This is a genomic window from Acinetobacter sp. WCHAc010034, from assembly GCF_001696615.3.
Classification (GTDB): Bacteria; Pseudomonadota; Gammaproteobacteria; order Pseudomonadales; family Moraxellaceae; genus Acinetobacter.
This window is the reverse complement of sequence record NZ_CP032279.1, coordinates 1,570,015-1,594,873: the sequence shown is the minus strand read 5'-3', so window position 1 is coordinate 1,594,873 and position 24,859 is coordinate 1,570,015. Positions and strand designations below refer to the sequence as shown.

Genomic DNA, 24,859 nt, shown 5'->3' with positions numbered 1-24,859 from the left:
AATGAATCAAGTATTTCGTCAGTTTGCAATGGGTGCAGTCGCTATGGCGGTCATGCAGGCGGCCAGTGCTCAGGTCAGCATGACCGGCATCGTGCCGATGCAGATCCCGGGCCAGGGCACTGAAATCCGGGTGATGTTTAATGGCCTGCCGCCGCAGCCGCAGGCGTATCAGCTGGAGCAGCCATCCCGCCTGGTGCTGGATTTTGATAAAGCGCAGCCGAATATCAAGCAGACTTCCATTCCTGTTGCGACAAATGAAGCCAGCTCTGTTGAAGTTGCGTCAGATGCGCAGCGTTCGCGCTTAACGGTCAATTTGGCCGATGCCGGCGCATTTACAACCCGCGTTGAGGGCAATACCTTTATCCTGAAAATTAATGCCGCGTCGGCTGCTGAAGCTGCGCAGCCTGCAGTGCAAAGGCAGGCGCAAGGCATTTCCAACATCGGTTTTCAGCGTGGCTCAAACGGCGAAGGCCAGATTGTTGTGGACTTGCTGGGCGGAAATACCCCTGTTGATGTGCAGCAGCAGGGCAGCAAAATCGTGATCCGCACTTTGGGCAATAAGGTTCCGGCGCATCTTGCCCGGCGCCTGAATGTCAATGACTTTGCCACGCCGGTTGCGACAATTGATGCGCAGAATGACGGCGGCAACGGCGTGATTACGGTTCAGTCTTCCGGCAGCTATGAATATATGGCGTATCAGACCGATAATAAGCTGACAGTCAGCCTGAAGCGCCCGGAAGACAAGAATCCGCTGCGTTCGAAAGCGGCCAATCATTATACGGGCAAAAAGATTTCTTTAGATTTCCAGGATATCGAAGTGCGCCGCGTGCTGCAGCTGCTGGCGGATTTTACCGAAATCAATATGGTGGCAGCCGACTCCGTGCAAGGCAATATTACCCTGCGCTTGAAGGATGTGCCTTGGGATCAGGCGCTGGATATTGTCCTGAAGACCAAGAATCTGGATAAGCGCCGCAATGGCAGCGTGATCTGGATCGCGCCGGTTGCTGAACTGATCAAAGCTGAAGATGAAGAAGCGAAAGCAATTGCGCAAAGCATCAAGCTTGCTCCAATTCAAACGGAATACATCAAATTAAGCTATGCCAAAGCGGCGGATGTTTTAAAGCTGCTGGAAGAATCCCGCGACGCTAAGGGCAGCATCTCAAACCGCACTGCGAATTCCGACTCGCTGGCGCTGGAAAGCGTGCTGAGCCCGCGGGGCAGCGCTGTTGCTGACGTGCGCACCAACACTTTAATTGTCAATGATACCGCTCAGAATATTGATAAAGTCCGTAAAATGATTGACTTGCTGGATGTTGCAGTAAAGCAGGTCATGGTGGAGGCGCGCATTGTGCGGGCAACTACAGATTTCACCAAAGAAATGGGGGTGAAATGGGGAATACTGTCGCAGGGGGTTACCAATAATGATAGCCTGCTGGTTGGCGGAAGCGATACAACGCTATGGAATTTAAGAAAACCTACTATTGATACAACAACCGGGACGGCGACTTATGATATCCAGCGCCCTGATAACCTGAATGTGGATTTAGGTGTGACAGCGCAGGGGGCCAGCAGTATCGCTTTTGGCTTAATCAGCCTGTCAGATTTCATGCTGGACCTGGAGCTTTCCGCTTTGCAGGCGGACGGCTATGGCGAGGTGATTTCCACGCCGAAAGTCTTAACTGCGGATAAGCAGCCTGCTAAAGTCGCATCAGGTACGCAAATTCCATATCAGTCTGCGGAAAGCGGCGGTGTAAATACAGTTTCTAAAACGGAATTTGTCGATGCAACCCTAAGCTTGGATGTAACTCCTAGCATTACGCCTGACGGTAAGATCCAGATGATGCTGAAAATTAAAAATGATTCAGTGGGTACGCCTACACCGACCGGCCAATATACAATTAATAAGAATGAAATCAATACTAATGTGTTGGTGGATAATGGCGAGACCGTTGTGCTCGGCGGTATCTTTGAGCAAATGACAACCTCTAATCAGACTAAAGTGCCTTTCCTTGGCGATTTACCTTATATTGGCCGCTTATTCCGTAAAGACGCGAAGACGGATAAAAAGAGTGAGCTGCTGATTTTTGTTACGCCGCGAATTGTTAATGACAGTATGGCTGGAAATCATTAATATATTTCGAATTTAGCAGAATAAATAGGTGACTCCTTGCCAAGCAAAGAGTTTGAGACCCTGCCCAATATTTATTTGGTGGGGCCGATGGGGGCGGGAAAAACAACAGTGGGCCGGCATTTGGCTGAATTGCTGGGGCGCGATTTCGTTGACAGCGACCATGAAATTGAGCGCAAGACCGGCGCAACAATTCCGTGGATCTTTGAAAAAGAAGGCGAGCAGGGATTCCGCAGCCGGGAAACTGTGGTGATTGACGAGTTGACTGCGCGCAAGCAGCTGGTGATCGCCACCGGCGGCGGTGCAGTGACTCAAGCCTCGAACCGGGCATTCTTAAAACAGCGGGGCATCGTTGTTTATCTGTATACTCCTGTCGAAATCCAGCTGCTGCGGACCTGCCGGGACAAAAACCGCCCGCTGCTTCAAGTTGAAAATCCGGAAAAAAAGCTGAAGGACCTGCTGAAGATCCGCGATCCGCTGTACCGGGAAGTGGCTGATTACGTTATTGAAACTAATCAAGGGGCTGCCCGCGATCTGGCGCAAAGAATATTCAATTTGATTATTGCCCAAAACCTACCTAAGTGAACAAGCTGGTTAAAGTCATGCAAACCTTACATGTTGAACTCGGTGAACGCCGTTACCCTATTTTCATCGGCAGTCAGCTCGACCCGCAGGCGCTTTTAGCGCCTTATATTCACGGCAAGCAGGTAATGATTGTGACCAATGCAACGGTCGCACCGCTGTATTTGGCGCATTATGAAGGCGCGGTGCGGGCCTTGGGCAAAGCGGTTTCCGTCTGCGTGCTGCCCGACGGCGAGAAATACAAAAATATAGAGCATCTGAATTTAATCTTTGATGCGCTGCTGGAAGCCGGATTTAACCGCGACTGCACGGTTTTGGCCTTGGGCGGCGGCGTAATTGGCGATATGGCCGGCTTTGCGTCGGCCTGCTTCCAGCGCGGCGTGCATTTTATTCAGGTGCCGACCACGCTGCTGTCCCAAGTCGACTCCAGTGTGGGCGGCAAGACGGGCATCAACCACCCTTTGGGCAAAAACATGATTGGCGCCTTTCAGCAGCCTCAGGCGGTTCTGGCGGATATGGCGCAGCTGAAGACGTTGCCGGAGCGCGAACTGTCCGCAGGCTTGGCTGAAGTGATTAAATACGCGCTGTTAGGCGATATTGAATTCCTGGCTTGGCTTGAAGCGCATATGGACGGCCTGGTTGCCCGCGATCCGGAGCTGCTGGCGGAAGCGGTTTACCGTTCATGCGCGCATAAGGCGCGGATTGTGGCAAATGATGAAAAAGAGCAGGGCGAGCGCGCATTGCTGAATTTGGGCCATACCTTTGGCCATGCGGTTGAATCCTATTTAGGCTACGGCGAATGGCTGCACGGCGAAGCGGTTGCGGTCGGCATGGTCATGGCTGCGGATTTGTCATACCGCATGGGCTGGATCTCCGCGGAGGATTTGCAGCGTACAAAAAAAATCATTCTGCGCGCCAAATTGCCGGTAATATGCCCTAAAATTCCTCTGGATCAATTTCTGGCTTATATGTCGCATGATAAAAAAGTGCTGAATGGCCAGCTGCGCCTGGTGCTGCTGAAGCGGCTGGGCCAGGCGGTCATTACCAGAGAATTTGATGCGGAATTGATGAAGCAGGCAATTCTGGCGAATCAGCAGTAGTTTAGAAGGAACATACAGTGGCTTGGCGTACACATTGGCAGCAGATGCAGAATTATATTTGGCTCGCGTTTGGCGGCGCCTGCCTGTTTTTTGCGCTGGTGTTCTGGGCCATTACCGATTCTGATGAACTGGTTGAAGTGGAAAAAAAGGCTGAATCGGAAGTTGAATTGCAGATTCAGCCCGAAAAAGTGGCGTCAATGAACCATCTTGGTGCGTTATTTGATGAAGTGAAGCCGCTGGATATGACAACGCGGGTGGTGACAGCTGCCCAGCATGAGGCGGAATTCCGCGGCACCAAGTTCATTAATGAGCAGAAAAGCGCTTACGCGATTGAGCTGTTCCGGGTCACGGATGAAGCCATTCTGAAAAACTTTCTGAAAAAGCAGCCGGACCGCAAGGGCTTCACTTATTTGCGCTTATCGGGCGAGGGCCACCCTGAGCAGTATGTGCTGCTTTACGGGATCTACCGCAATGCCGCCGGCGCAGAAAGCGCGCTGGCGGACTTGAAGCTGGACTTGCCGGCTTCGGTCAAGCCGGCTGCGGCTGAAATCGGGAAGTATCAGCCCTTGGTCAATGATCTGGGCTCAGATGAGCTTAGCGCAAGCAGCCAGCTGTACGAAGTGAAATTAAAAACCGCGCCACTGCCTAAAATAGATGAGGCGCAAATGGCGGCGCTGCAGGCGAAGGCGAAAGCGCAGCAGAAAGCCGCGGAACCGCCTGCTAAAGCGGCCACGACTACCACCACGGTGACGCAGCGCGATGCGGACGGCAATGTGGTGAATGTGCAGCGTTCGCAGAGCTCTGCAGAGCAGCCGGCGCATCCGAAAGCGCCAGCGCAGCAGGAAGTTGCAGACCCGTTTAACTAGCGGGTTCTAAAATAGCGCATCTGTGGATGCTTAAAATATAAAAATGCGCTTTTGTAGTGCAATAATGGCTAAAAATAAAACATATTTCACAGTTCAGTGCATTAAACCTGTTTTAAATCAGCTGTCTCTACTCAGCCTGCATCAAGTTGGCATGTTATTTGCTTTATTGGTGCGTGAATTGAATTAGTCTCCCTATTTTGGCGCGAAAATGATTCGATGAGTGTGCGAAGCAGTCAAGCTGACCTACTGACCTGAACTGATGAATCAGCAAATTATGTCCCGATGTTCATGCATAAATGATAAATTCAGTTTATCTTAAGTGCGTGAAGAAGAAATAATTTTGCTCAGCATAACAATTCATGTGAGCGGATTAAGGCTAAATCGCAAAGAAGAAATTAGATTGTTAGTGGCTCGAAAGAGCAGTGTAAAAAAGAAGGGTACGCTATGCACATGCCATCGCCTAATACTGCAGCTCCCGCTCAAGGTTTATACCAACCGGATGAGTTTAAAGACAACTGTGGCTTCGGCCTGATCGCCCACATGCAGGGTGATGCAAGCCATGACCTCCTCAAGACCGCCATTCACAGCTTAAGCTGCATGACGCACCGCGGCGGCATAGCCGCTGACGGCAAGACCGGGGACGGATGCGGCCTGCTTTTGGCTATGCCGAAGCAGTTTTTCCGCGAAGAAGCCAAAAAAATCAGCGACATTACGCTTAGTGAAGTCTTTGCTGTCGGGACTGTTTTCCTTAATCTGGATCCGGCTCTAGCAGCGCACTCAAAACAAATTTTAAGCAGGGAAATTGAATCTGAAGGCTGCAAAGTCCTAGGCTGGCGCGTTGTGCCGACCAATAATGACGCCTTGGGTTCTATCGCAATGCAGTCGCTGCCTGGATTTGAGCAGATTATTGTCAATTGCCCGATGGGCGTGACTGAAGTCGAGTTCAACCGCAAGCTGGTCATGGCGCGCCGCCGCGCAGAGCAGCAGCTGACCGCTGACCCGTACTTCTATGTCACTACGCTGTGCTCAACTGTAATCAGCTACAAAGGCCTGATGATGCCTGCATATATTGCAGACTTCTATACCGACTTGGCCGATGAGCGCTTGGCGTCGCATATTGTGGTGTTCCATCAGCGCTTCTCAACCAATACGCTGCCGCGCTGGCCTCTGGCGCAGCCGTTCCGCTATCTTGCGCACAATGGCGAAATCAATACCATTACCGCCAACCGCAACTGGGCCATGGCGCGCACGCCGAAATTCGAAAACCCGCTGCTGCCGGGCATTACCGAGCTGAATCCGATTGTCAACCGCACCGGTTCGGACTCATCCAGCCTGGACAATATGCTGGAGCTGCTGGTGGGCGGCGGCATGGATCTGTTCCGAGCGCTGCGCATGCTGGTGCCGCCGGCTTGGCAGAACGTGGAAACGCTGGATGCCGACTTGCGCGCATTCTATGAATTCAACTCTAAGCATATGGAAGCCTGGGATGGCCCTGCCGGCCTGGTGATTCAGGACGGCCGCCACGCGATCTGCATGCTTGACCGCAACGGCCTGCGCCCGGCGCGCTGGGTCATCACTAAAAACGGCTACATTACTCTGGCGTCAGAAATCGGCGTATGGGGCTATGAGCCTGAAGATGTGGTGTCCAAAGGCCGTGTCGGCCCGGGCCAGATTCTGGTGATTGACACCTTTACCGGCAAGATGCTGGACACCAATGATGTCAGCAATCATCTGAAGCGCATGCGCCCTTACCGTGAATGGCTGCGTGAAAATTCAGTGCGCGTTCAGGGCAGCCCTGAGCTTGAGGAATACCTGTGCGACCAAGGCTTGAAAGGCGATGACCTGAAAGCGGCGCAGAAAATGTTTCTGGTGACTTTTGAAGAGCGCGATCAGTTGCTGCGCCCAATCGCGGAAAGCGGCCAGGAAGCCGTCGGCTCCATGGGTGATGATACGCCGATGGCGGTGCTGTCGCGCCAAGTGCGCCATGTATCGGATTACTTCCGCCAGCAGTTTGCGCAGGTCACCAACCCGCCGATTGATCCATTGCGTGAATCGATTGTGATGTCTTTGGAAACCTGTTTCGGCCGCGAGCAGAACGTCTTTGAGCAAAGCCCGGAACATGCGGACCGCCTGATTGTGTCCAGCCCGGTGCTGTCCAATTCCAAGATGCATCAGATCCGCACCATCGGTCGCAAAGGCTATGAGATTGCCGATATTGACCTGAACTATGCGGAAGCTGAAGGCCTTGAAGCCGCCATCAGCCGCATCTGTGAAGAAGCGGCGCAAGCCATCCGCAATGGCAAAACCCTGCTGGTGCTGTCGGACAAGAAAATCCGCGAAGGCTATTTGCCGGCGAATGCCTTGATGGCGACCGGCGCGGTGCATCATCATTTGATTAATGCCGGCCTGCGCACCGACGCCAACATTATTGTGGAAACCGGCTTGGCGCGCGATGCGCATCAATTTGCCGTGATTCTGGGCTTTGGCGCCACCGCAATTTACCCATACCTGGCCTATGACGTGATCAATGACCTGATCGCCAAAGGCGAGCTGCTGGGCGATCCAATCCATGCGCAAGGCAATTTCCGCAAAGGCATTGAGAAAGGCCTGCTGAAAGTGCTGTCCAAGATGGGGATTTCCACGGTTGCGTCTTACCGCGGCGGCCAGCTGTTTGAAGCGGTGGGCCTGTCTGATGAAGTGGTCGGCAAATGCTTTACCGGCGTGCCAAGCCGTATTAAAGGCGCAACTTTTGCTGATCTTGAAAATGACCTGAAAAAACTGGCCGATCTGGCGTGGAAAAACCGCAAGCCGATCGATCAGGGCGGCCTGCTGAAATTCGTCTTCGGCAAGGAATACCATGCATTTAACCCGGATGTGATCAATTCGCTGCATAAGGCGGTGCGCTCTGGCAATTATGCGGACTTTAAAGAATATGCGGAATTGGTGAATAACCGCCCAATTGCGACCATCCGTGATTTATTCAAGCTGAAAACTGATAATTCAATCGCCCTGGAGCAGGTTGAGTCGGTTGAGGAAATCCTGCCGCGCTTTGACTCCGCCGGCATGTCTTTGGGCGCATTGTCGCCGGAAGCGCATGAAGCGATTGCGATTGCAATGAACACCATTGGCGGGCGCTCAAACTCAGGCGAGGGCGGTGAAGATCCGGCGCGTTACGGCACCATCCGCAACTCGAAAATCAAGCAGATTGCATCGGGCCGCTTTGGCGTGACCCCTGCATATTTAACCTCAGCAGAAGTGCTGCAAATTAAAGTGGCGCAGGGTGCCAAACCGGGCGAAGGCGGCCAGCTGCCGGGCGGCAAAGTGAATGGCCTGATTGCGCGCTTGCGCTACTCGGTGCCGGGCGTCACCCTGATTTCGCCGCCGCCGCATCACGACATCTATTCGATTGAAGATTTATCGCAGCTGATTTTTGACCTGAAGCAGGTCAACCCGCAGGCGATGGTGTCGGTTAAGCTGGTTTCAGAGCCGGGTGTCGGCACAATTGCAGCCGGCGTGGCGAAAGCCTACGCTGACTTCATTACCATTTCAGGCTATGACGGCGGCACAGCGGCTTCTCCGCTTTCCTCCATTCATCATGCCGGTTCGCCTTGGGAGCTGGGCCTTTCTGAAGCGCATCAGGCGCTGCGGGTGAATGACCTGCGCGGCAAAGTGCGTGTGCAAACCGACGGCGGCTTGAAAACCGGCCTGGATGTGGTGAAAGCGGCGATTCTGGGCGCGGAAAGCTTCGGCTTCGGCTCCACGCCAATGATCGCGCTGGGCTGCAAATACCTGCGCATCTGCCATTTGAACAACTGCGCAACCGGTGTTGCAACGCAGCAGGATCATCTGCGCCAGGAGCATTACATCGGCGAGCCGGAAATGCTGATTAACTTCTTCCACTTCATTGCGGAAGAAACCCGTGAATGGCTGGCGGCGTTAGGCGTATCCAGCCTGAAAGACCTGATTGGCCGCACCGATTTGCTGGAAGTGCTGCCGGGTGAAACTGAAAAGCATGCGCACCTTGATCTCAGCGCGCTGCTGGAATCTCATCCCGCAGCTGCCGGCAAAGCGCAGTATTGCCAGGTTGAAGGCAATGCGCCGTTCGATAAAGGCCTGCTGGCAGAGCAGATGGTGGCGGAAATGCTGCCGGCGATTGAAGCGGGCGCCAGCGGCGAATACAGCTTCAGGATCGGCAACTGCGACCGTTCAATCGGCGCGCGCATTTCCGGTGAAATCGCCAAGCGTTACGGCAACCTGAGCATGGAAGCGCATCCGGTTAAAGTGAACTTGACCGGCACGGCCGGCCAGTCGCTGGGCGTGTGGAACGCGGGCGGCCTGCATATCCGCCTGGAAGGCGATGCCAACGACTATGTCGGCAAAGGCATGGCTGGCGGCCGCATCTCAATCTTCCCGCCTAAAGGTTCGCCTTTCCAGACGCAGAATACCGCAATCATCGGCAATACCTGCCTGTATGGCGCAACCGGCGGCAAATTATTCGCAGCCGGCACTGCGGGCGAGCGCTTTGCGGTGCGCAACTCCGGCGCATTTGCGGTGATTGAAGGCGCGGGCGACCACTGCTGTGAATATATGACTGGCGGCATTGTGACCGTTCTTGGTAAAGTGGGCCACAACTTCGGTGCGGGCATGACCGGCGGTTTTGCATATGTTCTTGATTTGGATAATGACTTTGTAGATCATTACAACCATGAGCTGATCGAGCTGAACCGCATCTCTACAGAAGCGATGGAAGAACACAAAGAGTTCCTGTGCCGCATCCTGGATGAGCATATTAAAGAAACAGGTAGTGCTTGGGCGTATAAGATCCGCCATGAGTTTGATTTCTACGGCCGCAAGTTCTGGCTGGTGAAGCCGAAAGCTGCCAATTTGCAGACTTTGCTGAAAACAACTCAAGCTGATCCGCAATAATTCCACTACTGCAGAAACATAGGCAGGCGCGGGCAGAGCAGAAAATGCCTGCGCCTACCCACGGAGAGAGACATGGCAGAACGCCTAAACAATGACTTTCAATTCCTGGATGTAGCACGCCAAGATCCAGAGAAAAAAGATATTACTGTCCGCAAAGCAGAGTTTGTGGAGATCTACAAGCCATTTACCGCGGAAATCGCCGCCAATCAGACCCACCGCTGTTTGGGCTGCGGCAACCCGTACTGTGAATGGAAATGCCCGGTGCATAACTATATTCCGAACTGGCTGAAGCTGATTGCGGAAGGCCGGATTTTCCAGGCTGCGGAACTTTGCCATCAAACCAATACTCTGCCGGAAGTCTGCGGCCGCGTTTGCCCGCAGGACCGCTTATGTGAAGGCGCCTGCACCCTGAATGACGGCTTTGGCGCAGTGACCATCGGCAATGCGGAAAAATACATCAACGACACCGCCTTTGCTTTGGGCTGGCGTCCAGATATGTCTGCGGTGAAATGGAGCGATAAAAAGGTTGCGATTATCGGCGCCGGCCCGGCCGGCCTGGGCTGTGCGGATATTTTGGTGCGCAACGGGGTTAAGCCGGTGGTATTTGACAAGCGCCCTGAAATTGGCGGCCTGCTGACTTTCGGCATTCCTGAATTTAAAATGGAAAAAGACGTGATGAAGCGCCGCCGTGAAATTTTCACCGGCATGGGCATTGAATTCCGCTTGAATACTGAAATCGGCGCAGATGTCACCATCGAGCAATTGCTGGCGGAATACGATGCCGTGTTCATGGGGATGGGAACCTACACCTACATGAAAGGCGGTTTCCCGGGCGAAGATCTGGACGGCGTCTATGACGCTCTGGATTTCCTGATCGCCAACGTCAACCGCTGCCAAGGCTGGGAGAAAGACCCAAGCGAATACATCAGTGTCGATGGCAAAAAAGTTGTTGTTCTCGGCGGCGGCGATACCGCAATGGACTGCAACCGCACTTCATTGCGCCAGGGTGCGCGGGAAGTCACTTGCGCATACCGCCGCGATCAGAACAATATGCCGGGTTCCGCGCGTGAAGTAAAAAATGCCTATGAAGAAGGGGTGAATTTCCTCTTTAACCGTCAGCCTATCGAAATTGTCGGCGAAAACGGCAAAGTGACCGGAGTTAAATTTGTCACTACGCAGCTGAGTGAGCCGGACAGCCGCGGCCGCCGCAGCCCGGAGCCGATTCCGGGTTCAGAAGAAATTCTGCCTGCGGATGCGGTGCTTTTGGCCTTCGGTTTCCGCACCAGCCCAGCGGACTGGTTTGCCGATGTGAAGGTGAATCTGGATGGTTCGGGCCGTGTTGTGGCTGCCGAACAGCAGGAATTCAAGTTCCAGACTTCCAATCCGAAAATCTTTGCCGGCGGCGATATGGTGCGCGGTTCAGACTTGGTGGTGACAGCCATCTGGGAAGGCCGCCAGGCTGCTGAAGGCATTCTGGATTACCTGGATCTCTGATCCGGATTTCCAGCCTTCAATAAAAACCCGCTTCGGCGGGTTTTTTTAATGGGGCTTTTTGAGCTTTTCCGCTAATCCGGCAAGCGCTTCCGCCATATCTTAAGCCGCAGCCCGGACGCATACTGGGCATCCGGATTTAAATTCAGGAATCAGCAGATGACTGAAGCAGCGCGAAAACCCTATCAAAACCGCCCCAGCGCCATCGGCATCAGCGTGCGCCGGCTGCGCTTCAATCCCAAAGCGATCCGGCGGCATTATTTTGCCAACTCGCCGCTGCTGTCGCATTTTTTTACCGCATTGTCCTCGACCTTTCCGGTTGGCGAGCAGTTTTTTGTGCACAGCGTGCGCAACGTGCGCGCCCAGGTGCAGGATCAGCAGCTGCAGGCGCAAATCGCGGCCTTTATCGGCCAGGAAGCTATGCATTCCAAAGCGCATGCGGAATTTAATGCGGCGTGGCGCAGCGATGACTACAATTTAGACCGCTTTCAGGCATGGCTGGCGCGCAAAGACCGCTACGTGAAAAGCCTGCCTCCTGAAATTCAGCTGGCCATTACCTGCGCCTTTGAGCATTTCACCGCGCTGCTGGGCGGCTATATCCTGCGCCATCCGGATGCGCTGCACGCACTGGATCATGAGGCGGCCAAGCTCTGGATCTGGCACGCGATTGAAGAAATTGAGCACCGCGCGGTCGCATTTGATGTCTATCAGGCGGTGTATGGCGATGATCAGATCCGCCGGCGGATGATGCGCCGCGTTACCACCGGCTTTGCCAGCCTCGCGCTGTATTCGGCTGCCAGATTATTCATGCAGGATAAGCGCAACAGCCTGCCGAAAATCGGCGGCAATCTTTTTGGCGGTTATTTTCTGGCAAAAATGCTGATTCAGCTGATGCCTGAATATCTGGCCTATTATAAAAAAGGCTTTCACCCGGCTGAAATTGATTACGGCAAAATTCTGCAGTACTGGAAAGCACGGCTGGCGGATGATTATCAGCTCGAAAGCTTTCAGCAGGAGCTGAGGCCTGCGCCATGCGGCTGAAGCAGGATATTTGGGGCCAATTCAATGAAAAGCCATTAAAAAAAAGAAACAGCATCTGCAGGAAATAGCGCTAGAATGGAAAAATACTCAAACAAATACAAATAAATGCTCGAGGAAAAAGGCAGATGAACTTAATAAAAAACAGTGCATTGGCCATTGCATTGGCTGGCACGCTGACATTGAGCGGCTGCGGCTACAACACGCTGCAGGTCAAAGATGAAGCGGTGACGGCGGCCTGGTCTGAGGTGCAGAACCAGTATCAGCGCCGCGCCGATCTGGTGCCGAATCTGGTCAATGTGGTCAAAGGCTATGCCAAGCATGAGGAGCAGGTGCTGACGGAAGTGACGCAGGCCCGCGCCAATGTTGCCGGCTTGAAGGTCGATAAGCAGGTGCTGGAAGATCCGGCCTTATTCCAGAAATATCAGGAAGCGCAGGCGCAGATGACCAGCGCGCTGTCGCGCCTGATTGCTGTTTCTGAAAATTATCCGGATCTAAAAGCCAATGAGCAGTTCAGGGACCTGCAGGCCCAGCTGGAAGGCACCGAGAACCGGATTGCGGTCGCGCGCAACCGCTATATCGCCACAGTGCAGGATTTCAACTCCTATGCGCGCCAGTTCCCGCAAGTGATGACGGCTAAAGTCATCGGCATGGACACCAAGCCGAACTTCAGCGCGGAGCAGGGCGCGCAGAATGCGCCGAAGGTTTCATTTGACTGATTGATCCCATCATGAGGAATGCTGATGCTTGAAGGATTGAAGCTGCGCAGCAGGGCAACCGGGCTACAGTTGATCTTTGCAGCCTGCCTGCTGAGCCTGAGCGGTTCTGCCTGGAGTGAAACCGCGGCCGCGGATGGCGCGGCTGAAACTGCAGCTGCCGGAGCAGTCATTCAAGCGCAGCAGGGCAAGAACGCGCAGCCAGCGCCGGCCAATCCGGCTGCAGTGGCTTCTTCACCTGAAATTGCTGATGATATGGCGGATGGGCAATCCATCCGCGCTTTGCCGACCCTGAATGAGCCGGTTATTGATCAGGCCAATCTGCTGTCGGCTGCGGAAAAGCAGGCGATCAGCCGGAAAATTCTGCAGCTGCATGAATCAGGCAAAGCGCAGGTCGGCATTATTATTGTTCCAACGACAGGGCAGGAAGACATCTTCGGCTTTGCCATGCGGGCTGCTGAACAGTGGCAGCTCGGTTCGGCCAAGCAGGACAATGGCCTGCTGATGGCGGTTGCGGTCAATGACCGCCGCATGCAGATTTTATCCGGTTACGGCCTGGAAGGCGTGCTGCCGGATATTGTGCTCAGCCGGATCATCCGCAATCAGATCACGCCGTATTTTAAGCAGAATCAGTATGCGCAAGGCATTCAGTCCGGGCTGGATGAAATTGAAAAAATCCTGAATATGGACCCTGAGGTGGCGGCCCAAGCGGCTCAGGCGCTGAAAGAGCGTCAGGAGCAGGTGCTGCATGAGCAGCAGGCCAGAGAAAAAACCTTCAGCACCGCGCTGTTCATTCTGATAGCCGGCATTATCGGCTCATATATTTTCGGCAGGCGCCTGAGCGCAGCCACGGCTGCGGTTGCCGGCGTGACTGCCGGACTGGTCAATGGCGCTGGCCTGCTCACCAGCCTGCTGATTGGCGGCGGAATATTCTTTTTATTGATTACTGCGCTTGCGCAAGTCATCTTTCAGGCAGTTTTGGCTTCCGGCGGAGGCCGCGGCGGCGGTTCGGGTGGCGGATTTGGCGGCGGCGGAGGCTACCGCGGCGGGGGCGGCGGTTTTGGCGGAGGAGGCGCATCGGGCTCATGGTAACCAAATCAGAAACAACAGCGGTTGTCACGCAGCCGAAGGCTGAGGAAGTAAGCAGGCCCAGCTTCAAGCGCTGGTTCAGGCACTTCATGTATATGCCTGCAGCCAAGCGCTATTTCAGCAAGCAGGATCAGCATGCTATTGCGCATGCAGTCGAGCAGGCGGAACAGGGCCATATTGGCGAAATTCAGGTGGTGATTGAAGGGCATATTCCTGCGCATCAGGCCTATTATCAGGATGTGCGGGGGCGCGCGGAGCAGCTGTTTGCTGAACTGGGTGTCTGGGATACTGAGCTGAACAGCGGCGTGCTGCTGTATCTGAACCTATGCGAGCGCAAAGTGGAAATAGTGATTGACCGGGGCATCCAAAAAGCCACGCAGCAGCCGGTCTGGGATGGCATCTGTTTTATAGTGGTTGAGCAGATGAAGCAGCAGCAGTACCGCAAGGCCATGGTGCAGGGGGTGTTTGAAATCGGCAAAGTACTGGCTGAGTTTTATCAGCATGCAGTTCCGGATCAGAAAAATGAGCTGTCAGATTCGCCGATTATTCTAAGATGAGTGTTAATATTGGGTAAATAGTGACATTCGTTGTCACTTTTAAACACATAAAACAACAAAAAAGCTATAAAAAGAAAAATATTTTTTTAAAGTGCTGTTTTTTTTGATAATTTATTTATAATCATTCTTGGCATGAATAGTGCTTTTTATAAAACAAGCTAACATGCTTTTTTAAGCTTAATAATTAAATATAAACATTTGTGGAGAATGTTATGAACGCTCAAAAGGGTTTCACTCTTATTGAATTAATGATCGTTGTTGCGATTATCGGTATTCTTGCTGCAATTGCGATTCCTCAATACCAAAACTATATCGCTAAATCTCAAGTTAGCCGTGTGATGTCTGAAGTGGGGGCAATGAAGACAGCTGCTGAAACTTGCATTAATGACGGTATTGCTGACAATGCTTGTGAATTTGGTTGGACAAGTAGTAACTTGTTGGGTGCGAAAACACTGCAAACTGGCTTAGTGGCTACATTCGGTGCTACTGCAGCAGCGGATTCGACGCTTGTTGCAACTTTTGGTGCTAATGCAGCACAAGCAATTAAAACTAAAAAGTTAACATGGACCAGAGCTGGTGCAACAGGGACTTGGACTTGTACGACAGATGTTGATGCTAAATATAAGCCAGCTGGCTGTAGCGGTACTGCTGCTGCTCCGACTTCTTAAAAATAGAAGCAGTTATTTAAATAGAGAAAAAGCAGTCTTTTAGACTGCTTTTTCTCTATTTGGGAATTTAAAATCTATGAAAAAATATTTTTTGATTTCGCCTAAAATTGATTTTTTTCTTATAGGTGGCGGAGCATTATTTGCATATTTTCTAACTTTATTATTAGATATTCCTGCTACATTTGATATTGTATTTTGGGTGTTTGTTTTGGCTTTTTTTGTAAACTCACCACATTTTATGATAAGTTATGAGTTATTTTATAGTTCTGCAGAAATTAATATATTAAAACCCGATAAATTTTTATTTGCTGGAATTGTTGTTCCTGTATTTTTATTTTTTATTTTGATATATGGTTTTATTTTTTCTAGTAAAATTTCTTTTTTATTTATGCTATTTACTATGTTTTTTTTAGTTGGATGGCATTATATTAAGCAGGCATATGGATGTTTTATTGTGTATTCTGCAGGTAATAATTTATATTACAGTGAAACTGAGAAAAATATTATAAAATACTCATTATATCCATTATGGTTCTTTTCATTTTTGAAGTTATTTACATCTGGAGAATTTAAAAATTACTGGGGGTTGGAGTATCATTTTTTCCCAATTTTATTACCATTTGCAACGCTAATGAAATGGCTCTCTTTGCTGGGTATTATGGCCTTTTTAGGATTAATGGGGTATCGTTATTTTTCAAAAAAAGCACTTCCAAATATAATTGCTTTAACTCCTATTATTGTTATATTTGTCTGGCTCTCTCCAGTTTTTTGGAATGAAATATATTTTTATATGATTCCTTTTTTTCATTCATTGCAATATTTTTTATTTTCAGGAGCTTATACAAAGAATAAAATTGAAAAAGATCAATCAGGACTAAAAGGCTGGTTGTCGTGGTGGGGGGGGGCATTCATTCTTGGTGCATTATTTTTTGAATTTATACCAAGTGCTCTAGATAAATTTTTACCTTTGGCGCCTAATATTACACCTAATTTATTTTTGATATCATTTATTTTTTTTATAAATATACATCATTATTTTATAGATAGTGTAATGTGGAGAGGGGATAATCCTAATGTTCGAAAATATTTAAAGTTTAAGTCTGTTTAGTCTTTTAGTGCAGATTATGAATAGATGTCTTTTATCTGAAGTCTTAAAAAAAGCAACTGTTGTTGTAATTTTAATTATAGCTGTATTTTTAACAGCACACTTCACTCTTATTGATCGTGTAGGATTTTGGCGATTGATTTATCCATTTCAAGCACGGTTAGCTGTATATAGTATTAGTTGCGATAGGAAGGCGCCAGAATGGATGTTCAATAGCCTTGAATATATTATTATAAATCAGAAGAATTTATCAAATCAGCTGGCATATATAGATCAAAATAATCAACTTCATGCTTGTCAAAGCGGTTGGAAAAAAACAGCTTTATTTTCTGAATACCTTTCAGAAAATAATCGTTTTCGGTACGCAAGCCTTACTAAGATTGTCACGAGTAATGCGATATTACAGTTGATAAATGAGGGACAGCTTAAACTTACTGACAAAATGATTGATTTTTTTCCTGAATTAAAATACCAAGTATTTAGGGATCCGCGAATTCAGCAGATCACCATAGCTGATTTATTGGAACACCGTTCTGGATTTGATCGGATGCGCAGTGAAGATGTAGTTTTTTCCCAGAATAAAAGATCATGGTGCCCTTATAGATTAGCTGAATTAGCGACGTTGAAACTGGATTTTGAGCCAAAGCAACGGTATGCTTATGATAATAGGAATTATTGCCTTTTAGGGGTGGTGCTTGAGCGCACAGTGAAACAGGATTATCGCAGTTACATAAATCAGCATTACGCGCTTAATGCTAGAAATATTAAGTTTGTTGATGGGGCCTATTTTCTAGATGAAGTGCAATATGATTTCAGAAATAATGATTTTTGGATGGAATCAGATGATAATAATTTTGATTTTAAGGCACTTTCCTCATCTGCTGGTTTATCGGGAAGTGCTAAACAATTAGCACTTCTAATGAGTGAGATGTTGCATAATAAACCGTTTAATCTACTTTCTATAGATTCACAAACTTTAGCTGACTGCAATATTTATCTATTCAAATCATGCAATGGTTATGCTATGTGGCAGTATCGTGCCAGTAAGAAAGCACCTGTTTTATATTTTAGGAATGGGGGATTGCCTGCAGTTACGTCTTTGGCCATGATAACTCAAAATAATGAAGTGATTGTCTGGGTTGGTAATGGTTCGTCTTTGTATGATCATGGTTATGATGAAAATTTATTAGAGAAGCATTTTTATAAAATATTTAGCTAGAGTCGCGCTGAAGAATAATTATTGGCACTATGTGCGTAAAATTGTTAGGACTTATATAAGGTTTAGATTCTTTATTTTTTAAATATTTGTTTTTTTTATAAAATTTTTTTAGGCATACTATTTGCTTTGTTAGTTTAACTAAATAGCTTCTGGTTGAGTTCTAAGATGAATAAGGGCTTTACATTTATAGAATTAATGATTGTAATCGCAGTCATTGGTATTCTTGCGGCTATAGCTGTACCAATTTATCAGAATTATATTGCTAAATCTCAAGTGATGGCTGCTGTTGCAGAACTGAATGGAGCAAAACCGCAATATGAATTAATTATTAATAATAGTTCTGCATCTGGAAGCAGTAATTTTACAGTTCCAAATATGTTTTTCTCTGATCAGCAATCACATAGGTGTAAATATGCAGTGAATGCACCTAATAATTTAGGTAATGCTGATCAGGCGTTGGTTTGTGAACTTAAAAATGTAGCACCAATATTGAGTGGCGGGGTTGTATATTTGAATAGAGATGCTGCTGGTGTGTGGCAATGCAGAACTTCAGCTAACGTAGAAAATCGCTTTAAACCTATAGATTGTATTTAAAAATTTACGCAGTTCAGTATATTATTCTATTTAAAGTTTTTTGTGATGTTTTTTATCTCATGTCAAAGCGCTTAAAGTTTTTTTTGTCACATCTTCTAGTATCTTCTGCTATTGCATTGCTTATTGTTTTATGTGTTTTTTTTATATGGTATCCGACTCCACTTGCAAAAGCAGTTGGAGTGACGCATATTTTTTTTATGCTATTAGTTATTGATGTAATTCTTGGGCCAGTTTTGGGTTTTATTGTTTATAAAGAAGGCAAGAAGACTTTAAAAATGGATTTGGCAATTATTATAATTGTACAAATTGTAGCGCTAATGTATGGTCTATACAATATCACACAGGCACGGCCCGTATGGCTTGTTCAGACGGGAGACCGTTTTGAGTTAGTCAGAAATAATGATATTAATTCTGATCGGAATATAAAATCTGATTATAAAGCTCCATCTTGGTTTACCCCTCAGTTTGTGGCAGCGGTATCAGGTAAGACAGTGGAAGAACAAAATAAATATTTATTTGAAGAACTGGAAACAGGTATATCCGCTTCATATCGTCCAGAAAGATATACTGCACTGAAGAATGAAAAAGATCGTTTAATTAAGGGGGCGCAAGAGTTATCAATATTAAATAAGTTTAATAAGGAAGAAGAGGTTAATAATATTTTAATTCAATATCCTCAGGCCAATGCTTGGTTGCCACTTTCTGCAGTAGATACGGATATGGTTGTATTAATAAATAAAGAAAATGCAGAGGTTATAAAGATTGTTGATTTAAGGCCGTGGAATTGAGCTTTATGCATAAAAATGCCAGATGACCGATCTGGCATTTTTTATATCGGCTTAAATTCTGCTCTGAATATAATTCTCAATCCCCACAGTCTCCGCTAAATCCAGCTGCGTTGTGGTCCAGTCCAGATACTCTTCTTCTTTTTCTAAAATTTCCTGAACCAGATCACGGGTCACATAATCCAGCGTCTGTTCAGCCAAAGCCACAGCTTTTTGAATAGCGTCGATGTTCTCTTTGACTTTGCGCACATCGCAATTCAGAACTTCCAGCGTGTGCTGGCCAATATACAGCTTACCCAAATGCTGCAGGTTCGGCAGGCCTTCTAAAAATAAAATGCGCTCAATGATTTTATCCGCATGCTTCATCTGGCGGATCGATTCCTTGTATTCCGCTGAACCGAGCTGCTCAATGCCCCAGTCATTAAACATGCGCGAATGCAGAAAATACTGGTTGATTGCAGTTAAATGATGGTAAAGCACCTGATTCAACTGATTGATTACATCGCGATTGCCTTTCATTGACTTGCTCCATCAGACACTTTGCCTTAAAAGTCTAAGGCAATCAAAACTGTATTGGAATAATCTTAAACAAGATCAGCGCTGATGGCGAGTAATTTATTGAACAGCAAATGAAAATCGCAATCAAAACCATAGCTTTGCAAGGCGGTTGAGGTGCAACGGGAGGGCAGGAGAATATAAAGCGGTTTGGAGCGGGAAAGAAAGGATGATCATCAGATCATTGAATTTATCATGATGATTATAGAATCAGGCTGCAACCGCCAGGCGCGCGGCGATTTGGGAAACTTCATCGCTGATGATTGCCCGCGCTTCCGGCGCGCAGCGCCCGCAGCAGGTGCCTAGGTCAAGCATATCGCGCACTTCGCGGTAGCTCTCTGCGCCATTGGCAACAGCGTCTTTAATGTCTTGATCGGTAATACCGCGGCACAGGCAAACGTACATGGATACACAGCCACAATGATTAAATAGGATAAGTAATATTATTGATAATTGTTATCGTTTGTCAATAAAAATCATTTTAAAAATCCATCAGCGCGATTGGGATTTTGAATAAAAAAACACCGCCTGATCGGCGGTATTTTTGTGCATGGCTTAAGTTATTGATTGATAATAACGATGCCGTCCATTTCCACCAGCGCGCCCTTAGGCAGGCTGGCCACGCCCAGCGCAGCGCGGGCAGGGTAAGGCTGCGCAAAGTATTCGCCCATAATCTGGTTGACCAGCTGGAAGTGCGAAAGGTCGGTCAGGAAAATATTCAGCTTGGCGATGTCCGCCAAGGCGCCGCCGGCTGCTTCGCAGACCGCTTTTAAATTGTCAAATACGCGCCGGATCTGCGCTTCAATGCCTTCCACCAGTTCCATGCTGTACGGGTCTAAGCCAATCTGGCCGGAAAGATACAGGGTATTGCCGGCGAGGATGGCCTGGGAATACGTGCCGATCGCAGCGGGCGCATTTTCAGTATGGATAACTTGGCGGGACATTGATTTCTCCTTATATTCTCTTCAGATATCATACCCGATCGGCAGGCGATGCGCCTGCTTAATCGGAATAATCAACTGGCTATAGGGGTTTCGGCAGCGTTCAGGGGCTGCGCAAGGCGGGTGACGCGCGGAAAGCCGAAATGCATGCGCAAATTGCGGATGACTTCGGCAATCTGCTTGCGGTCATGCACCACAATATTGACATAGGTTTTGTCCTCATGCGCGCGCACCGATTCCACGCCGACTTTTTCCTTGCGGCACTGGTAGATCAGCTCGGAAATCTGCTCGTCATTCATATGGATATTGATGCTGAGATAGGCGCTGAAGCTGATATCGTCAATATCTTCCGAATTCCACTGCAGCGGCATGATATTTTCAGGATGCAGGTGCTGCTCATGCAGCAGGTTGCGGCAGCGGGTGCGGTGCACAATCAGGCCGCGCCGCGATAAATGGCCCTGAATCTGGTCGCCCAGCACAGGATTGCAGCAGTGCGCATACTTGACGTCAATGCCTTCCGTACCCTGAATCAGGCGGTCAGAATCTGCCGGCTGCTGCGGTGCATCCTGCGCGAATAGGTGGTTGGCCACCAGCTGAGGCAGCAGGTCGCCCACCGCAATCTGCTCATACAGGCGGTCCGGATTGTCCAGATGGCGCCATTCCAGCAGATTTTTCCAGTCGGCAGCGGTCAGATCCTTCACTGAGCGGTTGAACAGCTTCAGCGCTCTGTTCAGCGCCTGCTGGCCCACCAGGCGCTGCTCGTCAATGTCCTGATCGCGCAGAATGTTCTGCAGCGCGCGCCGGGCTTTCTGGGTGTTGATGAAGCTGAGCCAGTCCGGATTGGGCGTGGCCAGGACATCGGTAATGATTTCGACGACCTGTCCGCTTTGCAGGGGGGTGGACAACGGCTTGGTTTCGCCGTTGATTTTCGCGCCGACGGCATGGTTGCCGAGGAACAGGCTGGCGGAATAGGCGAAATCCACGGCTGTCGCGCCCTGCGGCAGCTCATGCAGGTGGCCATGCGGAGTATAGACCCAGATTTTTTCCTGATGCAGGTAATCCAGCAGCTCATTGAAGGTGGTTTTGGCGCATTCGCCGCCCGCCAGCACATTCAGATTCTGCATGGAGGCCTGAATGGCTGAGCGGCAGGCCTGCGGCGCATTTTCGCCCAGCACCACGCCAAAGCGGGCGGCCTTGCGCATCAATTCGGTTTGAATAGTCAGCGACAGCGTGGTTTCTTCGCCTTTCAGGCGCATCATTAAGGACTGGTTGCCGCCCGGCAGCGGCCGGCGGATGTGGTCTTCGTAATGCAGCACCTGAAAGCTGCCGCGCAGAATATCCGCCAGCCGGTCGCAGTCGGCAATGCTCTGCAGGATGATTTCAAAGGCGTGGCTGTGGGTCAGTTCCTGCAGGTCAATGTCGTTTTTCACAAAGTGCCGGAGCAGCTCAATATTGTTGTTTTTCTTTTTAATCCTGCCGGCAATGCGGTGCTGCTGCAGCAGCGCGGCGAGGTTATTTTCCCATTTGGTCTGGTATTCGCAGCGTTTGGGCTTGGTCTGCAGCAGGGCGTCCTGAACATTATTGTACATATCCAAATCAAGATTCTGATAGCACAGGTGCTCAAGGTTATCGGCCATTTCATTCATGCCGACCAGGCGCGCCATAGGCACAAAAATTTCAAAGGTTTCTTTGGCGATGCGGGCGCGCTTATCCGGGCGCAGGGCATCCAGCGTGGTCATGTTGTGGTAGCGGTCAGCCAGCTTGATGATGATCACCCGCGGGTCCTGCAGGGTGGCCTGCAGGATTTTGCGGAAGGAGGCAGCCTTATTGTATTCCTTGTCGCTGGAGTGGCTCAGCTTGGTGACGCCATCCACCAGTTCAGCAACGGTTTTGCCGAATTTGGCGGCGATGTCGTCTTTATTGAAATCGGTATCTTCAATCACATCATGCAGCAGCGCAGCCATCAGCGTTTCAGCGTCCAGGCGCATATGCGCCAGAATGCAGCTGACCGCAATCGGGTGCAGGATATAGGGTTCGCCGCTTTTGCGGGTGACGCCGTCATGCGCCGCATCGGCATAGCTGCAAGCTTCGAGCACGCGATCGGCCTCGCTTTCAGAAAGATAAGCGCCGATAATCATTTTGAGCTGCTGCTTGGCTTGACTGACCTCTGGGCCTGGCATAGAACACCTTTTACTGCTGAGTTTTACAAATGAAATAGCTAATCCTCTAATGAAATGCATATTGCACAGCTTGTCAATTTTTTCATTTAAAAAAGTGAAAAAAGTTGGAAAGGAAAACCATTTTAGACTTACTTTATAACTGTTCCGGCGCAAATATAAAAGGCGGGGCAATAAAAAAAGCCTAGTTTGAAACTAGGCTTTTTGAGGCGGCCAATTTTACTGGAAAGAAAAGCCGTCTAAATTCAGGTTATTTGCAGAAAGCGCAAGATCCAGGCTGGAAGCTTGGTAGTCCTGATCGCGCTGTTTCAAAATATCTTTAGATACATGGCCTTCAGCAATTTCACGCAGCGCAACAACTGTAGGCTTGTCGTTATCCCACTCTACAGTCGGCTCAATGCCCTGACGTGCCAATTGACGCGCGCGCTTGCTTGCCACCAGTACAAGCTCAAAGCGGTTGTCTACATGGTCTAAACAATCTTCAACGGTTACGCGTGCCATAAGAATTCTCGTTTGAACAGTAAATTTTAACAGACTGTGCAGTATAAAAGGCTTTGCCTGCAGACTCAAGTTTTAATCACAAAACGCTGGCCGGGGTAATCAGCTTCTGAATCAGCTCATGATGGCGCTCAGCCTGCTGCTTCAGCGTCAGGCGGTTGGCGATAATCACCGCTTCCAGGTCATGCAGGGCTTTGTTGAAATCATCATTGATGATCACGAAATCAAAATTGACATACTGCTGCATGTCTTCAACCGCGCAGCTCAGGCGGCGCTCAATAACTTCTACGGAGTCTGTGCCGCGGTTGGACAGGCGCTGGCGCAAGTCAAACTGGCTGGGCGGCAGAATGAAAATCTGCTTTGATTCAGGAAAAAGCCTGCGCACCTGCTCAGCGCCCTGCCAGTCAATTTCCAGCAGCACGTCATGGCCTTTGGCCAGCTGTTCCTTTACCGTGCGCTGCGCCGTGCCGTAATAGTTGCCGAAAACTTCAGCATATTCAATAAATCCGCCTTCTTGGACCAAAGCCAGAAAGTCTTCTTTTTGGGAAAAATGATAATGGACGCCGTCGAGTTCGCCAGGGCGCTGGCCGCGCGTTGTGTGGGAAACTGAAACATGCAAATTGTTGACACGTTCAAGTAGGGCTTTAACGAGGGATGTTTTGCCTGTTCCCGACGCAGCGGAAACGACAAACAAGAGACCCGACATGATATTTTTCCTGATATGATAAAATATCTTCTCTATTTTAGAGCAGACGGCCGGCAAACAAAATAGCCAAGCGTCCTTTTGTTTGCATTTATTTTGCATCCGTCTGCCGCATTGAATTGAACATTGAGGGTTCTATGGAAATTGTATTGGCCAATCCGCGTGGTTTTTGTGCAGGGGTAGACCGCGCCATTGCGATTGTGAACCGCGCCCTTGAGTGTTTCAATCCGCCGATTTATGTGCGCCATGAAGTGGTGCACAACAAGTTTGTGGTGGATGATTTGCGCCAGCGCGGAGCGGTTTTTGTCGATGAGCTGGATGAAGTGCCGGACGGCAATATTGTGATTTTCAGCGCGCACGGCGTGTCCAAAGCGGTGCAGCTGGAGGCGGAGCGGCGCGGCCTGAAAGTGTTTGATGCGACCTGCCCGCTGGTGACCAAGGTGCATATTGAAGTCACTAAATATGCCCGTGAAGGCGTGGAAGCGATTCTGATTGGCCATGAAGGGCATCCTGAAGTGGAAGGCACCATGGGGCAGTATGATGTCAAGCAGGGCGGCTCTATTTATTTGGTGGAAGATGAGCAGGATGTGGCGGAGCTGAATGTGCGCGATCCTGAAAAAGTCGCCTTTGTCACCCAAACTACTTTGTCAATTGATGATACAGCCAAAGTGATTGACGCCTTGCGTCAGAAATTCCCGCATATTCAAGGCCCGCGCAAAGATGACATTTGCTATGCGACTCAGAACCGCCAGGATGCGGTGCGCGACTTGGCGGCGCAATGCGATGTGGTTTTAGTGGTGGGCTCGCCGAATTCATCAAATTCCAACCGCCTGCGCGAGCTGGCGGAGCGCATGGGCAGGCATGCCTATTTGGTCGATAACGCTGATCAGCTGCAGCGGGAATGGTTTGCGGAAAATGCAAAAATTGGCGTAACCGCGGGCGCGTCAGCGCCGGAAATTCTGATTAAGCAGGTGATTCAGCGCCTGCAGGACTGGGGCGCATCTGCATCGCAGGAGCTGTCCGGGCGTGAAGAAAATATCACCTTCAGTTTGCCGAAAGAGTTGCGCATTCCTATAACTCAGGCCTAAAGTGCAGTGTATTTAACATTCTGATATTTTTAA

At 49.5% G+C, this 24,859-nt stretch carries 22 protein-coding genes; 16 read left to right on the top strand and 6 right to left on the bottom strand.

Annotated features, from left to right (window positions below; all coding sequences use genetic code 11):
* Position 1 precedes the first annotated feature (1 nt).
* From pilQ to tfpZ, 15 genes are all read left to right on the top strand, one after another.
* Entirely contained in the window at positions 2-2,131 is a 2,130-nt protein-coding gene (pilQ, locus tag BEN74_RS09280) for a type IV pilus secretin PilQ (protein WP_416240769.1), read from the top strand.
* Between the two features lie 36 nt (positions 2,132-2,167).
* Positions 2,168-2,713 carry a shikimate kinase AroK gene (gene aroK, locus BEN74_RS09275; protein ID WP_068912890.1) on the top strand — a complete coding sequence of 182 codons (546 nt, stop codon included), beginning with the start codon at positions 2,168-2,170 and terminating at the stop codon, positions 2,711-2,713.
* A 17-nt stretch (positions 2,714-2,730) separates the two neighbouring features.
* Positions 2,731-3,810, top strand: a complete 1,080-nt coding sequence (gene aroB / locus BEN74_RS09270; protein WP_068913002.1) for a 3-dehydroquinate synthase — start codon at positions 2,731-2,733, stop codon at positions 3,808-3,810.
* Between the two features lie 44 nt (positions 3,811-3,854).
* Entirely contained in the window at positions 3,855-4,676 is an 822-nt protein-coding gene (locus tag BEN74_RS09265) for a hypothetical protein (RefSeq protein WP_068912889.1), read from the top strand.
* Between the two features lie 450 nt (positions 4,677-5,126).
* Positions 5,127-9,602 carry a glutamate synthase large subunit gene (gene gltB, locus BEN74_RS09260; RefSeq protein WP_171404886.1) on the top strand — a complete coding sequence of 1,492 codons (4,476 nt, stop codon included), beginning with the start codon at positions 5,127-5,129 and terminating at the stop codon, positions 9,600-9,602.
* Positions 9,603-9,674: 72 nt separating this feature from the next.
* A complete protein-coding gene (locus BEN74_RS09255; RefSeq protein ID WP_068912887.1) occupies positions 9,675-11,096 on the top strand; it encodes a glutamate synthase subunit beta in 1,422 nt (473 codons plus the stop codon).
* Positions 11,097-11,252: 156 nt separating this feature from the next.
* Complete coding sequence (locus BEN74_RS09250; protein WP_068912886.1) at positions 11,253-12,134, top strand: metal-dependent hydrolase; 882 nt, start codon at positions 11,253-11,255, stop codon at positions 12,132-12,134.
* 125 nt (positions 12,135-12,259) lie between these two features.
* Positions 12,260-12,850: a LemA family protein gene (locus BEN74_RS09245; protein WP_068912884.1), complete on the top strand. Its 591-nt coding sequence runs from the start codon at positions 12,260-12,262 to the stop codon at positions 12,848-12,850.
* 18 nt (positions 12,851-12,868) lie between these two features.
* Entirely contained in the window at positions 12,869-13,939 is a 1,071-nt protein-coding gene (locus BEN74_RS09240) for a TPM domain-containing protein (protein ID WP_171404885.1), read from the top strand.
* The gene (locus tag BEN74_RS09235; protein WP_068912881.1) at positions 13,933-14,493 is read left to right on the top strand and encodes a TPM domain-containing protein; all 561 of its coding nucleotides are present in this window, start codon (positions 13,933-13,935) and stop codon (positions 14,491-14,493) included. The genes BEN74_RS09240 and BEN74_RS09235 overlap by 7 nt, the downstream gene beginning before the upstream one ends.
* A gap of 212 nt (positions 14,494-14,705) precedes the next feature.
* Positions 14,706-15,161, top strand: coding sequence for a pilin (locus BEN74_RS09230; RefSeq protein ID WP_068912879.1), 456 nt, complete (start codon positions 14,706-14,708; stop codon positions 15,159-15,161).
* A 76-nt stretch (positions 15,162-15,237) separates the two neighbouring features.
* Positions 15,238-16,269, top strand: a complete 1,032-nt coding sequence (locus tag BEN74_RS09225) for a hypothetical protein (protein WP_068912876.1) — start codon at positions 15,238-15,240, stop codon at positions 16,267-16,269.
* A 16-nt stretch (positions 16,270-16,285) separates the two neighbouring features.
* Positions 16,286-17,485, top strand: coding sequence for a serine hydrolase domain-containing protein (locus tag BEN74_RS09220; protein WP_068912873.1), 1,200 nt, complete (start codon positions 16,286-16,288; stop codon positions 17,483-17,485).
* A gap of 165 nt (positions 17,486-17,650) precedes the next feature.
* Positions 17,651-18,079, top strand: coding sequence for a pilin (locus BEN74_RS09215; RefSeq protein ID WP_068912870.1), 429 nt, complete (start codon positions 17,651-17,653; stop codon positions 18,077-18,079).
* A 59-nt stretch (positions 18,080-18,138) separates the two neighbouring features.
* Positions 18,139-18,867 (top strand): TfpX/TfpZ family type IV pilin accessory protein, encoded by a 729-nt coding sequence (gene tfpZ / locus BEN74_RS09210; protein ID WP_068912998.1) that lies wholly within the window; start codon positions 18,139-18,141, stop codon positions 18,865-18,867.
* A gap of 51 nt (positions 18,868-18,918) precedes the next feature.
* Here tfpZ and bfr read toward each other — a convergent pair whose 3' ends face one another.
* The 6 genes from bfr to gmk form a co-directional block, all read right to left on the bottom strand.
* Positions 18,919-19,383, bottom strand: coding sequence for a heteropolymeric bacterioferritin subunit Bfr (gene bfr, locus BEN74_RS09205; RefSeq protein ID WP_068912868.1), 465 nt, complete (start codon positions 19,381-19,383; stop codon positions 18,919-18,921).
* Positions 19,384-19,629: 246 nt separating this feature from the next.
* Positions 19,630-19,824: a bacterioferritin-associated ferredoxin gene (locus tag BEN74_RS09200; RefSeq protein ID WP_068912866.1), complete on the bottom strand. Its 195-nt coding sequence runs from the start codon at positions 19,822-19,824 to the stop codon at positions 19,630-19,632.
* 155 nt (positions 19,825-19,979) lie between these two features.
* A complete protein-coding gene (locus tag BEN74_RS09195) occupies positions 19,980-20,363 on the bottom strand; it encodes a RidA family protein (protein WP_068912863.1) in 384 nt (127 codons plus the stop codon).
* Positions 20,364-20,434: 71 nt separating this feature from the next.
* Positions 20,435-22,540: a RelA/SpoT family protein gene (locus BEN74_RS09190; protein ID WP_068912861.1), complete on the bottom strand. Its 2,106-nt coding sequence runs from the start codon at positions 22,538-22,540 to the stop codon at positions 20,435-20,437.
* 216 nt (positions 22,541-22,756) lie between these two features.
* Complete coding sequence (rpoZ, locus tag BEN74_RS09185) at positions 22,757-23,038, bottom strand: DNA-directed RNA polymerase subunit omega (protein WP_005013174.1); 282 nt, start codon at positions 23,036-23,038, stop codon at positions 22,757-22,759.
* Between the two features lie 76 nt (positions 23,039-23,114).
* On the bottom strand, positions 23,115-23,741 hold the full coding sequence (gene gmk, locus BEN74_RS09180) for a guanylate kinase (RefSeq protein WP_068912858.1): 627 nt from the start codon (positions 23,739-23,741) through the stop codon (positions 23,115-23,117).
* 134 nt (positions 23,742-23,875) lie between these two features.
* On the opposite strand from gmk, the gene ispH reads away from it, so the two are divergent.
* The gene (ispH, locus tag BEN74_RS09175; RefSeq protein WP_068912855.1) at positions 23,876-24,826 is read left to right on the top strand and encodes a 4-hydroxy-3-methylbut-2-enyl diphosphate reductase; all 951 of its coding nucleotides are present in this window, start codon (positions 23,876-23,878) and stop codon (positions 24,824-24,826) included.
* Positions 24,827-24,859 lie beyond the last annotated feature (33 nt).

Coding starts and splice junctions, on each gene's coding strand:
- pilQ (WP_416240769.1), top strand. CDS start 2: ATGAATCAAGTATTTCGTCAGTTTGCAATGGGTGCAGTCGCTATGGCG.
- aroB (WP_068913002.1), top strand. CDS start 2,731: ATGCAAACCTTACATGTTGAACTCGGTGAACGCCGTTACCCTATTTTC.
- BEN74_RS09265 (WP_068912889.1), top strand. CDS start 3,855: ATGCAGAATTATATTTGGCTCGCGTTTGGCGGCGCCTGCCTGTTTTTT.
- gltB (WP_171404886.1), top strand. CDS start 5,127: ATGCCATCGCCTAATACTGCAGCTCCCGCTCAAGGTTTATACCAACCG.
- BEN74_RS09255 (WP_068912887.1), top strand. CDS start 9,675: ATGGCAGAACGCCTAAACAATGACTTTCAATTCCTGGATGTAGCACGC.
- BEN74_RS09250 (WP_068912886.1), top strand. CDS start 11,253: ATGACTGAAGCAGCGCGAAAACCCTATCAAAACCGCCCCAGCGCCATC.
- BEN74_RS09245 (WP_068912884.1), top strand. CDS start 12,260: ATGAACTTAATAAAAAACAGTGCATTGGCCATTGCATTGGCTGGCACG.
- BEN74_RS09240 (WP_171404885.1), top strand. CDS start 12,869: ATGCTGATGCTTGAAGGATTGAAGCTGCGCAGCAGGGCAACCGGGCTA.
- BEN74_RS09235 (WP_068912881.1), top strand. CDS start 13,933: ATGGTAACCAAATCAGAAACAACAGCGGTTGTCACGCAGCCGAAGGCT.
- BEN74_RS09230 (WP_068912879.1), top strand. CDS start 14,706: ATGAACGCTCAAAAGGGTTTCACTCTTATTGAATTAATGATCGTTGTT.
- BEN74_RS09225 (WP_068912876.1), top strand. CDS start 15,238: ATGAAAAAATATTTTTTGATTTCGCCTAAAATTGATTTTTTTCTTATA.
- BEN74_RS09220 (WP_068912873.1), top strand. CDS start 16,286: ATGAATAGATGTCTTTTATCTGAAGTCTTAAAAAAAGCAACTGTTGTT.
- BEN74_RS09215 (WP_068912870.1), top strand. CDS start 17,651: ATGAATAAGGGCTTTACATTTATAGAATTAATGATTGTAATCGCAGTC.
- tfpZ (WP_068912998.1), top strand. CDS start 18,139: ATGTCAAAGCGCTTAAAGTTTTTTTTGTCACATCTTCTAGTATCTTCT.
- bfr (WP_068912868.1), bottom strand. CDS start 19,383: ATGAAAGGCAATCGCGATGTAATCAATCAGTTGAATCAGGTGCTTTAC.
- BEN74_RS09200 (WP_068912866.1), bottom strand. CDS start 19,824: ATGTACGTTTGCCTGTGCCGCGGTATTACCGATCAAGACATTAAAGAC.
- BEN74_RS09195 (WP_068912863.1), bottom strand. CDS start 20,363: ATGTCCCGCCAAGTTATCCATACTGAAAATGCGCCCGCTGCGATCGGC.
- BEN74_RS09190 (WP_068912861.1), bottom strand. CDS start 22,540: ATGCCAGGCCCAGAGGTCAGTCAAGCCAAGCAGCAGCTCAAAATGATT.
- rpoZ (WP_005013174.1), bottom strand. CDS start 23,038: ATGGCACGCGTAACCGTTGAAGATTGTTTAGACCATGTAGACAACCGC.
- gmk (WP_068912858.1), bottom strand. CDS start 23,741: ATGTCGGGTCTCTTGTTTGTCGTTTCCGCTGCGTCGGGAACAGGCAAA.
- ispH (WP_068912855.1), top strand. CDS start 23,876: ATGGAAATTGTATTGGCCAATCCGCGTGGTTTTTGTGCAGGGGTAGAC.